Consider the following 13,717-nt stretch of genomic DNA (forward strand, 5'->3'; position numbering starts at 1 on the left):
GAGACCGTAAAGTCGTTTTATCGAAATTGTAGTTGAAATTGAAGATGGCGTAACTTTGAGTAGCGAAGCGTATCGAGAAGTTGAGAATGAGGCAAATGTTCTCGATACTTTTTTCTCCATTTCATTTCGAAAAAAACTCGAACCGACGTGGTGCCACTTCGAGTATTGTAGAGAAGCAGAGTGTTTTGAGAGAGGATGAATCAAAAGTTCTCGATACATTTTTCTCCATTTCATTTCGAAAAACACTCGAACTGACGCGGTATCAATTCGAGTATTGTAGAGAAGCAGAGTGTATTGAGAGAGGATGAATCAAAAGTTCTCGATATATTTTTCTCCATTTTATTTCGAAAAAACTCGAACTGACGCTGTGTCACTTCGGGTAATGAAGCAAAGCGAAATGTATCGAGAAGTACTCTTTTAGTTTATGATATAGATTTTTTGCAAAATCTTACTTGTACTGACGCTTTATTTTTAGAGTGAAAAGGTTGGAAGCATTTTCGAAAAAAAAAAGAAAAAAAATCAGGCGGTTTCGCCTGATTCTCTTGGATAACTTATTTTTTTGGTGCAGGATTAGCAAACTCAACTAATATAGTAAATGGTACGCTATAATAGCTTTTTACATTTTGATTATTGGCATCTTTTGCCGGAGTCCATTTAATTTCAGAGATTTTTTTTACAGTTTTTTCGACTTCTGTATTGAATTTTGCATTACTTCCCTCTGCTTTGACTTTGGTAACGTTTCCATTTTCATCAATTGTTAAATATGCAACTGAGGTTAGCTTTCCTTCGTCTCCATTAAAGGAAGAAGTATCGAAGTTAATGGCAAGTTGACTTCTTAATGCGTTCATTCCACCTGGAAATTCTGCTGGAGTACCAACATTATCTTCCTTTATTTCTGTTTTTGCAGTTACTGAAGGAGGTCCTGCTGGATCAATTGTCTTTATCTCTCTTGTTTGCGTTTCTTTTTGTGGTCTAATTGTGTCTTTCACAACTGTTCCGTTTTCTATTTCCTTAATTTCTTGAGGAGTTGCTGGCCTGCCTTTAATTGCGATGATGATGTTTTCTTTTTTTATAGAAGAATCATTAAAAATAACAAGTGTTAAAGACTCCTTTTGTTCTGAAGTCATTTTTTGATAGTACTCATAAAGTTTTTCTTTGTCTGATTCGGAGACTTTTTGAGTGAACTCGTGGTAATTTCCTGCATCCAGCAAAGTAGAGTATTTGTCCAATATTTTATTGAATTCTTCCATCGGATCTCCATCGGTTTTGGAAATGTTGCTTTTGGAGGTTTTTTCGGATTGCGAGTTAGAAATTTTCAAAGGTGTTTTTTCTACAAATGAGAAAAATAAAAGAGCAACGATTGGAAGGGATAGTCCTATTTTCCAATTGGTAAATTTGTTTTTTTTCTGGGTCATCATTTTGATTCTTTTTTTGGTGTTATGTAAATTAAATTGATTGGTGAACAATATTTTTTCCGTAACCAACTCTTCTATAAGAAGTTTTTGATATTCGGTTATTTCTGTGTTTTGTTGGAGGACACTTTCGTCAGCTAAAAACTCGTGGTTGGTTAAGATGGCTTTTTTGTAAAAATAAAAGACCGGATTGAACCAAAAAAACAAAAGAATTAATTCAACAAAAATGATATCTATACTATGTTTTTGGGAGAGATGTGCTTTCTCGTGATTGATAATTTTTTGGTTGATTTTGTCCTGAAGATACAATGACTTGTTAAGGAAAATGTATTTCCAGAAACTGTGCGGAGCTTCTTTTTGGTCATGCAAGACGAGCGTATAAGTAGATTCTATAATAGAAGTTCCTGCTTTGATGCGGTTTCTCAAAGACCAAAGATTTCTAACAAAACGAAGCAACAGAACAGAAAAAACCAATCCGTAAGCCAAATAGAATGCATTTTCTTTCGTAAAAATGGAAGGTTCTTCAACCTGCGTATAGGCGATAGGCGTGTAATTACTCTCCAATATTGGTGGAGGAGGAGCGATTCTTTCGGTTCCGTATGTAATTGTAATCAACGGAACGACTATGGAAAAAAGAATTCCGAACAAAAGATAAAATCTCTTGAAACGGTGTGCTTTTTCTTTTTCAAGGAAGAGGTAATATAGCCCCAAAAAAATGGAGGAGCATATTGCCATTTTGAGAAGATAGGTTTCCATTATTTTTTGTGTTTTTCGAGTTGGTCATCAATAATATTTTTCAGTTCTTGCAATTCGGTTTCAGAGAGTTTTGCATTAGCGGTAAAATACGAAGCAAATTGGGAAACAGAATTATTAAAAAACGTTCCGATAATTCCTTTCAGTTCGTTGTTGAAATATTTTCCCTTTTCGATGAGAGGAAAATATTGACGAGAATTTCCGAATGTTTTGTATCCTACCAAATCTTTATTTTGCATTCTTTTGAGGAGAGTTGCAATGGTTGTTGCGGCAGGCTTTGGCTCGGGATAAGCTTCGATAATGTCCTTCATGAAGGCTTTTTCTTTGCTCCAAAGAATTTCCATAAGGTCTTTTTCGGCGTCGGTTAGTTTAGTTTCTTTCATATTTATTTTTCGATTTTGTTAGAAATTTTTGGAAATATTCTAGTCTTGTTGTCAACGATTCTTTGACCGTTTTTATCAGTGTAGATTGGTGCTTTCTCAATGACTTTGATCCATTTCTTCTCGTAAGGATATACATTGATTCGATAGGCGTAATGTTGCTTTTCCCATAATTTGTAATAGAACGTTGATTCTTCCGAACTTGATTTTTGATATTTGGCAAGGTCTATTTGGTTGTCATTTAATAAAAATGTAATGACCTGTCTCCCTGAACCCGAATGATAGGAAAAAAGTAGATGCTGAGGTTTTTCACCAAACTCTTCCAACAATGAAACATCGTCCGAGCTGAGATAATTAGTATTAAATCCTACCTTAGTGTAATAGTATTTGTCCGAAAAGTTAATATATAGTTGGGCTTGGTCATTGGCGTAATAACTCTGTCCATTTTTGGATAAGAAATATCCTCCTTTCTTGAAATGTGCAGCACACGAGGTGATTAAGGAGGTAATAAGTACGAGGAAAAGGATATTTTTAAGTTTCATGATTCTACAATATTAAAACGTGTTCTACAAATGTAGAATAAAATTTTATTCGAGCATTGTTTTTTGAAAAAAAAATTTTGAATTATTATTAAATCACTGATAATGTGAACTATAATTTGGATTTTAGAGTTCTTGTTTTGAAGATTTATAGGTCAAAAATTCATTTTATAAATTTATTTTACATTTGCACCGTAAAATATAATGTTATGAAAAAACTATTTTTAGCTGGGACTATCGCTTTCTTTGGTCTGGCTAATGCGCAAACTGATGCGTTTAAGGGAAAAGAAGATTTGAAGGTAAACATTGGTGCTAATTTTCAAGACGGTGGTACTGGGATTCAGGCGTCTTTAGATTATGGTTTGGGACCAAGTTTTTCTATTGGTGCGCAGATGGGATATCTTTTGGGATATCAAGAGGTTTTCTTGTTGGGGAAACCGGATGCTAGCGACCGTTTTGATCTTAAAGTAAGAGCTAATGCACATCTTGGTGATGTAATGAGTTTGCCTGAGAACATCGATATCTATCCTGGATTAGATTTGGGATTGAAAAATTTCGGAGGGCATATTGGAGCTCGTTACTTCTTTGGAAAAGGATTTGGAGCTTTCACTGAAATCCAATTTCCTATCAAGAGATACAACACAGATGCATCGCAGTATGAATTGTTGAACAATCAATTCAACTTTGCACTTGGTGTTTCTTTTGACTTGTCAAAGTAATATCTCTAAAAACTAGAATAAAAAAAATCCAGAAATATTTCTGGATTTTTTTGTTTTTATCAAATTGAAAAATTATTCAGCTTGTTTCAATTTTACGGTAAAGTGTCTTAGGATTTGAGGTTCCCAAACAATATCATAACCTTTAGTAATTTCGTTTCTGCGGTCAAATACATTTTTGATTCCAGCAGCAATATATCTGATGTGATTGTCCGTATAAGTTCTTCGTGGTAAAGCAAGACGCACCAACTCTAATTTTGGATAACGGTTTTCTCTCGTTACAGGATCTCTATCCGCCAATAAAGTTCCTATTTCAACAGTACGGATTCCCGCTTCTTTATATATTTCGAGACCTAACGTTTGAGCAGGATATTCTTCTCTTCTTACATTGGGTAAAAATCTTAATGCATCAATGAAAACGGCATGTCCACCAATGGGTTTCTGAACCGGAACACCATATTCCATCAATAGATTTCCGAGAAGTTCTACTTGTGAAATTCTGCTTTCCAAATATGGGAATTCTGTAGCTTCATTTAATCCAACCGCTAAAGCAGCCATATCTCTTCCTGCCATTCCTCCGTAAGTGATGAATCCTTCATAAATAATCGTGAAGTTAGACGCTTTTTGGAAAACTTCTTCGTCCTTAAGTGCGATGAAACCTCCAATGTTGACCAATCCATCTTTTTTAGAACTCATGGTCATTCCAGCTCCGTAAGAGAAAATTTCTTTACAAATTTCTTTGATGGTTCTGTCTTGTTGACCAGCTTCTCTCTTTTTGATGAAATAAGCGTTCTCAGCAAATCGAGCAGAGTCAAAATATACAGGAATACCATATTGGTCAGAAAGTGCTTTAACCGCTTTGATGTTTTCTAAAGAAACAGGTTGACCACCAGAAGTATTACAAGTAATGGTCACCAAGCAGAAAGGAATATTTTCTTTTGGGTATTTTTGATAAACTTCTTCTAATTTTTGAAGGTCGACATTTCCTTTGAAAGGATGAAGGTTTTCTACATCAAAAGCTTCGTCGATCGTACAATCGATGGCGTGAGCTTTACGGAATTCGATATGTCCTTTGGTGGTGTCAAAATGTGAGTTTCCAGGAACCACATCTCCTTCTTTCACTAAAACTGAAAACAGAACATTTTCTGCCGCTCTTCCTTGATGTGTTGGAAGTAGGTAAGGAAATCCCGTAATGTTTTTTACTGTGTCGTGAAGTTGCTGAAACGATCGAGATCCCGCATAACTTTCATCACCAGTCATTAGGGCGGACCATTGTTGGTCACTCATAGCTCCAGTTCCTGAGTCTGTCAATAAGTCGATGAAAACCTGGTCAGATTTTAAATTAAATAAATTATAGTTAGCGTCTTTGAGCCATTGCTCTCTTTCTTCTTTTGTAGATTGACGAATTTCTTCGATCATTTTGATTCTAAATGGCTCAGCGTATGGTAATTTCATAATATTGAATAAATTAAAGTTAAGGTGTATTAATAAATTGTGGATTTAGTTTTAATTTTCTAAATCTAAATCTAAATCTTTGTCTTAACCTTGTCTTATTCTGGTGCCTTAAAGATATTATCATCGGAGTGAAAACCAGCGACACCACCACTTACTGCAAATTTCATTGCTGCAGCAGGGGTCATTCCGATAACGGGTTTTACGTTGTCTTCTTTTGTGATAATAACCCAGCCCGAAATGGCATAGGAATGCGGAAGATACACCGCAACATAAGTATCTTTATCTACGTCTCCCATTTCTTTTTGTGTAAGAAAGCCGATTCTCCAAACTTCAGGAGTTTCGTTCACTCTAACCCAGACTGGCTTGTCGAATTTTTTGGCATCACCCATAAAAGAAGCCATTACGTCTTTGGTTGGTGTATAGATATGTTTTAGACCTGGAGTTCGCTCCAACGCTTGATCCAGACTTTTGAAAATGATTTTTCCAAAAACAAATTTGTCGAAGAAGTACCCGACCGCAGTGATAAAAACAATCAAAGAAATAAAACCTATTCCGTGACGATTCCACTTTTCAGGGAGGATATAATCATAAGGAATAATATTATCCAAAGTGCTGAAAACCAAAAAAACGACATACAAAGTAGCTCCTATAGGTACAACAATGATTAATCCTTTGAAAAAGGCTTTAATCAAAAAATTCAAAGATTTGTTGTTGAGGTACTTATCGGGTTCCATGTAGTTAGTGGTAGTCTATTGTATTTATTTTTATGATTTTTTAAGCTGCTGGATCTTCTAGCTGGGTGTGGTTATTAATTGAGTTAATCACGAGTTGAGTTACGTCTTTGCCTCCAGATAAATTAGTGTACAACGAACCGATGGTATAGATTGGCCCCCATGGAATTCCCCACCAACCGAAAAAAAATGAAAGTAAGCTGTGTCCAATACTATACTTAAATGCAGATTCATCAGCTTTCACGAAGTAGATATCGCTTCCTCGTCTGAAAGTCATAATAATGATTGAAATGCAGTATTGGAAAACTACAAATTTTCCTCCTTTTTGGATTTCACGGTTAAGCTGTTCTGTGCTCATCCCGTCGATGTTCTTAATAACTGTTGACACGCTTTATACTATTTGTGTTTTCACTTAATTTTATTATCCGTGGATGGTTTCTTTTACTCCATAGGATTGGATAATTTTAGCCTCATACTCCAGCCATTCTTCCCAACGCTTGTTCACTTTTTCGGGATCACCTAACTTTCTTGCAAATCCAATAAAAGTGGTGTAATGATTAGCTTCAGAAATCATCAGTTCGAGGTAGAATGCTTTTAGCTCTTCATCTTTGATATTATCTGTTAACACTTTGAATCTTTCGCAGCTTCTTGCCTCAATCATCGCAGCAAAAAGCATTTTGTCTATAATTAAATCATCTCTGTTTCCTCCTTTTTGGATAAAATTTACAAGCTGATTAACATAGTCGTCTTTTCTAGTTCTTCCAAATTCATATCCTCTTTTTTTGATGATTTCATGAACTTGATTAAAGTGGTCTAACTCTTCTTGAGCGATTGCTAAAAGTTCGGTAACAATTTCTGTATGTTCCGGAATCATCGTAATAAGTCCAATGGCATTGGTTGCTGCTTTTTGCTCGCACCAAGCGTGGTCAGTTAGGATTTCTTCAATATTTCCTTCGGCAATGTTTGCCCATCTTGGGTCGGTAGGAAGTTTAAGTTTAAACATCTTATGAAAAGTTTTTTGTAAAAGTACGACTAAAATCGAAATCTAGAAATTATTTAGATTTTAGCAGCAGTTATTTTTCGGAGTTTTTCTAAGTATTTCCACCCAAGCGCATCCCATTTTTTGAGGAGTTCTGCAAATCCAATTGCTAAAATCACGTTGAGGACGAACATGAGAATCATGAAAATTATCCAATTCATTTTGTCATGAAAAGGGACAACTACGAAATATAGTAAACTAGAACTAATGCCTTGTCCAAAATAGAAAAATATGGCATTGCGTCCGATGTAACTAAAGATACTTTCTTTCGAAATTTTCAGTCTATTGTACAAAACAAAAAGAGTGACCACTGAAAAAGAAATCCAAACGATATATGGAAGTTTTGGAGGGAATTTCATTTTGCTTCTTCCTATTTCTAAGAATAATTCATATCCCGAATTCCAAAACATTATTCCTAATGCCATGGCAACAGCACCATAGAGAATAGGGATGGTTCGAGTTGAGATTTTTTTTCCTTTGAGTAGATGACCAAGTAGAAAAACGCCAAGATAAAATGCAACATAAGCCACCTGTCCACTTGGGTAATATTGAGGAAGAAGATTGAAAATTAAAGTTAAGCCAAAACATAGTCCAACAAACCATCTTATATGTTTTGGAAAAAATTTAAGGATTAATGCTGCGAAGAAAGCTAGGATAAAGTAGACTTTGAGATACCAAAAACTACCCATGACAACTGGAAAAGTATCACAATTAGAGTATTGGTGAAGATACCAGTTTCCAAGATTTTGCCATTGCGGATCCATGGAAATATGTTTTGGGACATATTTGCCACCAAAGGTTTCGTAGAACTGCATCAAAGTATCCTTTCCCAGAATTGACATTCCAAAAACTTTGAAAAAATAATCGGTGAAGAATAGCAAGGTTACAAATAGCATATAAGTGATTTGTAACTTCAATAATCTGTAAAATGTTTTCTCTAAGTTGGATCCAGAGGTCAGTCCGCTCAGGGCATAAAAAAGTACCACATCAAAAAGCAATGAGAAAACCCTGATTTCTGGGGTGGTGTAGATTTGACCTGACCAATAAACGGTATGGATAAAGATAACGGAAAGCGTTGCCAATCCTTTGGCATAATCAATATATAGATCTCGTTTCATTACGGTTTTTGAAGAATATTGTGTTAAATATATACAAAAATAAGACTCTCCACAAATTAGGAGAGTCTTATTAAGGTCTAAAATTAAGATTCTCTGAAAAGAATACCTCGTGGTCTTGCCATGGGGATTATTTATTCAGCTTTTATAAAAATTTCACAAGCAAAAATCCTACAGCAACTGCAGTCCAAACGGCAATTAGACCTGGTATCATTATACTATGGTTGAGTAGCCAAGTACCAGCATTGGTGGTGCCAGATCGGTCAAAATTGATTGCAGCCAAATCGCTAGGATAGAAGCAGAAGAAGAAATAGGCGTAAGAAGCAGGGATGCAGGCTATAAGTGTATTAACAGGGATTCCTAAAGAAATACCAAGTGGCATCATTACCAAAAGTACCGCAGCTTGGCTCTTTAAGAAAGCTGATACAACAAACATGGCTATCGCAAAAGTCCAAGGGTATTCCCTTACTGTATCACTTATCAAATATAAGATATAAGGTTTGTTATTTTCAATCACTGTTTCGCTCATCCAAGCAATACCAAAGATCATAATTACCGCAACCATACCTGCGTTAAATACTTTAGTATCTGATATTTTCTTAGCAGGAATATTCGTTATGAAAATGATAATAGCACCCACTGCAAACATTACGAATTGCAACACTACACTCATTTTGAGCGGTTTTCCCTCGTCATCCGTCGGAAGTAGTTGATCTGGGAAAATAGCTAAAATAACAATTGCAAGAATTCCTAATAAAAAGAAAAGTAACGCTCTGCTGGATTTAGCTCCCGTTTCCATCCCCTCGGACTGCATTTCACCATAAATGTATTTTCTTTGTTCAGGATCGGCAATTTTTGCTTGAAATTTAGGGTCATCCGCTAAATCTTTTCCTCTTTTTAAACTCCAAGTTGCAGCCAACATCATCCCAACAAAGCAAGATGGGATAGTAATTTTGAGAATATCAATAAGAGTGATGTCAAAACCAGCCGCAGAAAAAATTCCTATAAGAGCAGCAGCGGCAGCAGAAATTGGACTAGCCGTAATTCCCAACTGACTTGCCATTGATGCAGTGGCCATTGCTCTTTCTGGACGAATTCCTTTTTTGATAGCCACATCATAAATTACTGGTAATAACGGATAAACCGCATGGCCTGTACCAACCAACATGGTTAATAGAAAAGTACTCAGTGGTGCGAGATAAACGATACGAGATGGATTGTTTCTAAGAATTTTTTCGGCAAATTTTACTATTAAACCTAAAGCTCCAGTTGCCTCTAGCGTGGCTGAAGTAGTAGAAACAGCCAAAATTATAAGCATTACTTCAATTGGTGGTTTTGCAGGGATTGCCCCGAAAACAAATACCAATAAGGTTACTCCTAATCCTCCAAGCATACCAAGAGCAACGCCTCCGTACTTAATTCCGAAGAAAATAATTACCAATAAAAGTACTAATTGAAGAAAAAATATGACTGAAGCATTTGGATCTTTGGGTTTTTCACCCATTTTTTCTTCTTTTTTATTTTTTTCAGCACTTACGTCTTTCTTAACTTCTTTTGCGTCTGATGCTTTTACGGTTTGTGTAGCATCACTTGCTTTAGCATCAACTTGTGTTTTGCTATCATTCACTACTGCGGTCGCAGCATTTGCATTTTCAGTTACAGTGCCAGAATTACTTTGGGAGTAAAGAAAACTAAACTGAAAAACCATCATTAATAATATAATTAATGATTTTCTAGGGTTAAACAATGAATTCCTCATGTTTTTTCTATTAAAATGGTTGAAAATTTCAACAAAGTTCCTAATATTTTACAGTAATAATAAAATTTAATTAATGAAATATATCATAGCTAATAAGTGTGGTTTACAAGAAAAAATATTAACACATAATTGTTTGTCATTCAGAAAAATTTCTTACTTTTGCAGTCCGAAATAACTAAAAAATATATAAACAATGTTTGCAATCGTAGAGATAGCAGGGCTTCAATACAAAGTTGAGCAAGACCAAAAATTGTTTGTTAACCGTCTACAAGGAGAAAAAGGAGCGAAAGTATCTTTCGACAAAGTTCTTCTTACTGTTAACGGAGCAACAACAATCGGCGCCCCAGCTGTAGAAGGTATCACTGTAGATGCCGAAATTTTAGACCATGTAAAAGCGGATAAAGTAATCGTTTTCAAAAAGAAAAGAAGAAAAGGTTACGCTGTTAAAAACGGTCACAGACAATCATTGACTCAGATTCAGATTACTGGTATTACAGGATTCGATGGAGCTAAGAAGTCAGCGAAAAAAGAAGCTCCAAAAGCAGCAGCTAAAGTAGAAGCACCTGCAGCAGAGCTTTCAGATAGAGAAACAGTTAACTTCAGCGAAGATCACGAGTTGAACTATCACTTGAAGAAAAACAGTCTTTCTCAAACTAAAGACAACAGAGCAACTCTTACAACACTAGGACAAGCTTTGAAAGACGAATTAGGAAAAGCAGTTCTTACTCACGAAGAAGTAGACGCGCTTATTGAGAAGAATATTGAGCAATTTAAAGCCCTTAATAAATAAAAACCTTAGAATAAGATGGCACACAAAAAAGGAGTTGGTAGTTCCAAAAACGGTAGAGAATCTCACTCTAAAAGATTAGGTGTTAAGATTTTCGGAGGACAAGAAGCTATTGCTGGAAACATTATTGTAAGACAAAGAGGTACTCAACATCACCCAGGTGACAATGTTGGGATTGGTAAAGACCACACTTTGTTCGCATTAGTTGATGGTAAAGTAGTTTTCAGAAAGAAAGCCAATAACAGATCTTTCGTATCTGTAGAACCTAACGCATAAGAAAACAGCGTATACAACATAAGAAATCTCAATCATTACGGTTGAGATTTTTTTTTGGTTTTGGGCGTGACCTGTTTTCCAATTTCTAGGCCATAACAAACAGGTCGGGCTGTTCGGGGCTCCACTTCGTTTCGGTCATTGGTTTTTTTTCAAAAAACACAATGACTGCTCTCTTCGATCGCACCCCTACCATCCCTCACGCGGGAATGACCGTAAAAAATTGAGTGTTGAAAATTGACAATGCAAAGTGATGTTCATTTCATGCTAATTAGTTTAAAATGAAAAATTTAACACGTTTAAAATATTTCGAATGCACGTTTATCACTATGCAAGACATGACAAATGGCAGGGTTATCAAACCTCGAGAAAATGTAAATTTGCACCCAAAAACAAGATATGGCACATCTAGAAGATATTAGTTTGGATAAGATGACCGATTTGTTAACAGAAGTTGGTGTTATGCTCATTTCTAACGGAGCCAATACCACAAGGACTGTTCGTAATCTTAATCGTATTGCTAAAGCTTTCAATTATAAAGTAGAACAATTTTTCTCACATTCCGCAATCGCTTTAACCGTTGAGGAGCTCGAGTCGCAGCAGAAGAAGACCATTGTGAAGACCATTCCGCACTATCATGTTAATTTTTCTATTGTTTCAGAAATTAGCATCTTGAGTTGGGAGATTGCGTCGCACAAAGTACCCTTTAATCAAATCGAAGCAGAACTGGATGACATCCAACAAATGGACTCTTATCCAGAATGGCTTAAGTTTATTTTAATTGGATTTGCGACCGCTGCTTTAGCCAAAATTTTTGACGGAACATACATAGAATTTGGAGTAGCATTTCTTGCTGCGCTTATCGGAATCTATGGCCGCAAGCTATTATTACATCGAGGATATAATGTTTACATTGGTTGGTTAGTCGCTTCATTCATTAGCACTACAGTTGTTAACGTCTGTCGCAAGTTTGGATTAGAAGATTTCCATGGAGCATTGACAGCATGTGTACTTTGGCTCATTCCGGGAGTTCCTTTAATAAATGGATTTTTGGATATTTTGAGAGGGCATATTGTTTCTGGTTGGGCAAAAGTCGCCATGGGCTTTATGTTGGTGTTTATGATTGGCGTTGGATTTTATTTATCATTATTTTTATTTGGCTATGGATTTACCCTTTGAGATCATAGAAAAAATATTGTGGTCGATAGTTGTATCGATTGGATTTGCAGCTCTTTTTAATACACCAAGGCGAGCGCTTTGGGTGGTTGGATTATTAGGAGCAGTAGGATTTGGAATCAAGACCATTTTGCTTCATTATTTCATTCCGGAACAAGTGATTTTTGCATCCCTTTTTGGAGCAACTGCAGTTGGTTTATTGGGAGGTTATTTTGCGCATAGAGTTCATACTCCACCGATTGTTTTTACCATTCCGGCAGTTATTAATATGGTTCCTGGGAAATATGGATACGAGTTTATAATCGGAATCATCAAGATTGTCTCTTTTGGAAAAGAGAGCAAAGTGGATTTCGATTATTTTCTAACCGTCTTTAATTATGGCATGAAGGCTGGTTTTATCGTGTTGGCTTTGGCTTTCGGAATCATATTTCCGTTGCTGTTGTTTAATGCAAAAACAGTTAAAGACAAAGATTTACACGATTTAATCAATAAGAAAGTTATTAGACGAATCAAAATTTATCGAATCAAAAGGCATCGTAAAAATATATAATTGTTTTTTTTATTATATATTTGGGGATTAAAAAAACATCCCAATGAAATTAAAAACTATCAATTTATTTTACTTTTTATTATTTATTTTCCTTATTGCTGGCTGTTCTAGAGACAGTGGTAACGATAACGATAACTCAAATAACAATTGCGGAAAAGTAAGTTATGTCAGTTTTCAAGCTTATCCTTCTTCAATACAATTGAACTATTTATCTGGCAATAATGCAAATTCTTTCAAGATTGAGTATGGTCTCACAGGTTTTACGCAAGGAACAGGGAAATCCTTTGTTACCTCAAGTCATTATGTAGAGATTTCAGATCTACAGTCTTCAACAACTTATGATATTTACATCACTGGAATTTGTAGTAGTACAGAATATAGCGCTCCCTATAAATTGAGTAGCGTTACTACGGCACAGAGCCAATGTACTGGGACAACTTCGATACAGTTTTACCAGTATGATCCTACTTCAGCTGATATTTTCTTTACATATAGTGGCAGTAGTTTTAGCTATCATCAAATAGAATATGGTTCTGTTGGTTTTACTCTGGGTGCCGGAACAAGAATTAATGGAAATTCTACGTCATCATCTTTAACTTTAAGTGGTTTACAAACAGGTCAGACCTATGATGTCTATTATCGAACTTTTTGTGATGATGGAGATCCTAATGCCTTTAAAAAAGTTACCTATACCGCAACTCCTTCATGTCCAAAACCATTTAATCTTAATAGCTATGTTATTTCGGGCAGTTGTAATGTGGGACTTGGTGCGACGAGAGGCTTTTCATGGAGTTCTTATGGATCTCCTGTAAGCTATACAATTTGTATTTTGCAAGATATTAATGGTAATCCTAATAACTCGGGAAATACTTTTACCACGTCAAACACAAGTATTGCATTAAGTGGTATGTATTGTCTTTGGAAATGTTTTTATGTGAAATCTAATTGTTCTGATGGCTCTAGTAGCGACTGGGCTGGCCCATACATTTTCTAAACAAATTACTAATAAAATCAATCCTAAATATACATTTA

General features: G+C 35.6%; 15 protein-coding genes. 6 read left to right on the forward strand and 9 right to left on the reverse strand.

The features are described 5' to 3' along the window. Window positions 1-551 precede the first annotated feature (551 nt). Genes AC4AGG_RS03370 through AC4AGG_RS03380 form a run of 3 tightly spaced genes read right to left on the reverse strand, consistent with a single transcriptional unit; the run spans window position 552 to window position 3,087 of the window. Window positions 552-2,168 carry a M56 family metallopeptidase gene (locus AC4AGG_RS03370; RefSeq protein ID WP_489770573.1) on the reverse strand — a complete coding sequence of 539 codons (1,617 nt, stop codon included), beginning with the start codon at window positions 2,166-2,168 and terminating at the stop codon, window positions 552-554. Further along, a complete protein-coding gene (locus AC4AGG_RS03375; RefSeq protein WP_489770574.1) occupies window positions 2,168-2,548 on the reverse strand; it encodes a BlaI/MecI/CopY family transcriptional regulator in 381 nt (126 codons plus the stop codon). The genes AC4AGG_RS03370 and AC4AGG_RS03375 overlap by 1 nt, the downstream gene beginning before the upstream one ends. 2 nt (window positions 2,549-2,550) lie before the next feature. After that, a complete protein-coding gene (locus AC4AGG_RS03380) occupies window positions 2,551-3,087 on the reverse strand; it encodes a hypothetical protein (RefSeq protein WP_489770575.1) in 537 nt (178 codons plus the stop codon). 206 nt (window positions 3,088-3,293) lie between these two features. On the opposite strand from AC4AGG_RS03380, the gene AC4AGG_RS03385 reads away from it, so the two are divergent. Then, window positions 3,294-3,803 carry a DUF6646 family protein gene (locus AC4AGG_RS03385; protein ID WP_489770576.1) on the forward strand — a complete coding sequence of 170 codons (510 nt, stop codon included), beginning with the start codon at window positions 3,294-3,296 and terminating at the stop codon, window positions 3,801-3,803. 72 nt (window positions 3,804-3,875) lie between these two features. Here the strand turns inward: AC4AGG_RS03385 and tnaA are convergent, their stop codons facing one another. The 6 genes from tnaA to AC4AGG_RS03415 form a co-directional block, all read right to left on the reverse strand. Next, window positions 3,876-5,255, reverse strand: a complete 1,380-nt coding sequence (gene tnaA / locus AC4AGG_RS03390) for a tryptophanase TnaA (protein ID WP_489770577.1) — start codon at window positions 5,253-5,255, stop codon at window positions 3,876-3,878. A gap of 95 nt (window positions 5,256-5,350) precedes the next feature. Beyond that, window positions 5,351-5,989, reverse strand: a complete 639-nt coding sequence (locus AC4AGG_RS03395; RefSeq protein ID WP_489770578.1) for a DUF502 domain-containing protein — start codon at window positions 5,987-5,989, stop codon at window positions 5,351-5,353. A 40-nt stretch (window positions 5,990-6,029) separates the two neighbouring features. Further along, complete coding sequence (locus AC4AGG_RS03400) at window positions 6,030-6,374, reverse strand: hypothetical protein (RefSeq protein ID WP_489770579.1); 345 nt, start codon at window positions 6,372-6,374, stop codon at window positions 6,030-6,032. 33 nt (window positions 6,375-6,407) lie between these two features. Beyond that, window positions 6,408-6,989, reverse strand: coding sequence for a MiaE family protein (locus tag AC4AGG_RS03405; RefSeq protein ID WP_489770580.1), 582 nt, complete (start codon window positions 6,987-6,989; stop codon window positions 6,408-6,410). A gap of 53 nt (window positions 6,990-7,042) precedes the next feature. Next, the gene (locus tag AC4AGG_RS03410; protein WP_489770581.1) at window positions 7,043-8,143 is read right to left on the reverse strand and encodes an acyltransferase family protein; all 1,101 of its coding nucleotides are present in this window, start codon (window positions 8,141-8,143) and stop codon (window positions 7,043-7,045) included. A 142-nt stretch (window positions 8,144-8,285) separates the two neighbouring features. Beyond that, complete coding sequence (locus AC4AGG_RS03415; RefSeq protein ID WP_489770582.1) at window positions 8,286-9,899, reverse strand: anaerobic C4-dicarboxylate transporter; 1,614 nt, start codon at window positions 9,897-9,899, stop codon at window positions 8,286-8,288. A gap of 193 nt (window positions 9,900-10,092) precedes the next feature. Between AC4AGG_RS03415 and rplU the strand changes: the two genes are divergently transcribed. From rplU to AC4AGG_RS03440, 5 genes are all read left to right on the forward strand, one after another. Next, a complete protein-coding gene (gene rplU, locus AC4AGG_RS03420; RefSeq protein WP_489770583.1) occupies window positions 10,093-10,689 on the forward strand; it encodes a 50S ribosomal protein L21 in 597 nt (198 codons plus the stop codon). A 15-nt stretch (window positions 10,690-10,704) separates the two neighbouring features. Continuing rightward, a complete protein-coding gene (gene rpmA, locus AC4AGG_RS03425; RefSeq protein ID WP_002984034.1) occupies window positions 10,705-10,962 on the forward strand; it encodes a 50S ribosomal protein L27 in 258 nt (85 codons plus the stop codon). A gap of 396 nt (window positions 10,963-11,358) precedes the next feature. After that, complete coding sequence (locus tag AC4AGG_RS03430) at window positions 11,359-12,138, forward strand: threonine/serine exporter family protein (protein WP_489770584.1); 780 nt, start codon at window positions 11,359-11,361, stop codon at window positions 12,136-12,138. Further along, entirely contained in the window at window positions 12,122-12,685 is a 564-nt protein-coding gene (locus AC4AGG_RS03435; RefSeq protein WP_489770585.1) for a threonine/serine exporter family protein, read from the forward strand. The genes AC4AGG_RS03430 and AC4AGG_RS03435 overlap by 17 nt, the downstream gene beginning before the upstream one ends. 43 nt (window positions 12,686-12,728) lie before the next feature. Further along, window positions 12,729-13,679, forward strand: coding sequence for a hypothetical protein (locus AC4AGG_RS03440; RefSeq protein ID WP_489770586.1), 951 nt, complete (start codon window positions 12,729-12,731; stop codon window positions 13,677-13,679). Window positions 13,680-13,717 lie beyond the last annotated feature (38 nt).

This window comes from Chryseobacterium sp. CG10_8 (assembly GCF_058117085.1).

Coding starts and splice junctions, on each gene's coding strand:
- AC4AGG_RS03405 (WP_489770580.1), bottom strand. CDS start 6,989: ATGTTTAAACTTAAACTTCCTACCGACCCAAGATGGGCAAACATTGCC.
- AC4AGG_RS03380 (WP_489770575.1), bottom strand. CDS start 3,087: ATGAAACTTAAAAATATCCTTTTCCTCGTACTTATTACCTCCTTAATC.
- AC4AGG_RS03415 (WP_489770582.1), bottom strand. CDS start 9,899: ATGAGGAATTCATTGTTTAACCCTAGAAAATCATTAATTATATTATTA.
- AC4AGG_RS03395 (WP_489770578.1), bottom strand. CDS start 5,989: ATGGAACCCGATAAGTACCTCAACAACAAATCTTTGAATTTTTTGATT.
- rpmA (WP_002984034.1), top strand. CDS start 10,705: ATGGCACACAAAAAAGGAGTTGGTAGTTCCAAAAACGGTAGAGAATCT.
- AC4AGG_RS03430 (WP_489770584.1), top strand. CDS start 11,359: ATGGCACATCTAGAAGATATTAGTTTGGATAAGATGACCGATTTGTTA.
- AC4AGG_RS03435 (WP_489770585.1), top strand. CDS start 12,122: ATGGATTTACCCTTTGAGATCATAGAAAAAATATTGTGGTCGATAGTT.
- AC4AGG_RS03370 (WP_489770573.1), bottom strand. CDS start 2,168: ATGGAAACCTATCTTCTCAAAATGGCAATATGCTCCTCCATTTTTTTG.
- AC4AGG_RS03385 (WP_489770576.1), top strand. CDS start 3,294: ATGAAAAAACTATTTTTAGCTGGGACTATCGCTTTCTTTGGTCTGGCT.
- rplU (WP_489770583.1), top strand. CDS start 10,093: ATGTTTGCAATCGTAGAGATAGCAGGGCTTCAATACAAAGTTGAGCAA.
- AC4AGG_RS03375 (WP_489770574.1), bottom strand. CDS start 2,548: ATGAAAGAAACTAAACTAACCGACGCCGAAAAAGACCTTATGGAAATT.
- tnaA (WP_489770577.1), bottom strand. CDS start 5,255: ATGAAATTACCATACGCTGAGCCATTTAGAATCAAAATGATCGAAGAA.
- AC4AGG_RS03410 (WP_489770581.1), bottom strand. CDS start 8,143: ATGAAACGAGATCTATATATTGATTATGCCAAAGGATTGGCAACGCTT.
- AC4AGG_RS03440 (WP_489770586.1), top strand. CDS start 12,729: ATGAAATTAAAAACTATCAATTTATTTTACTTTTTATTATTTATTTTC.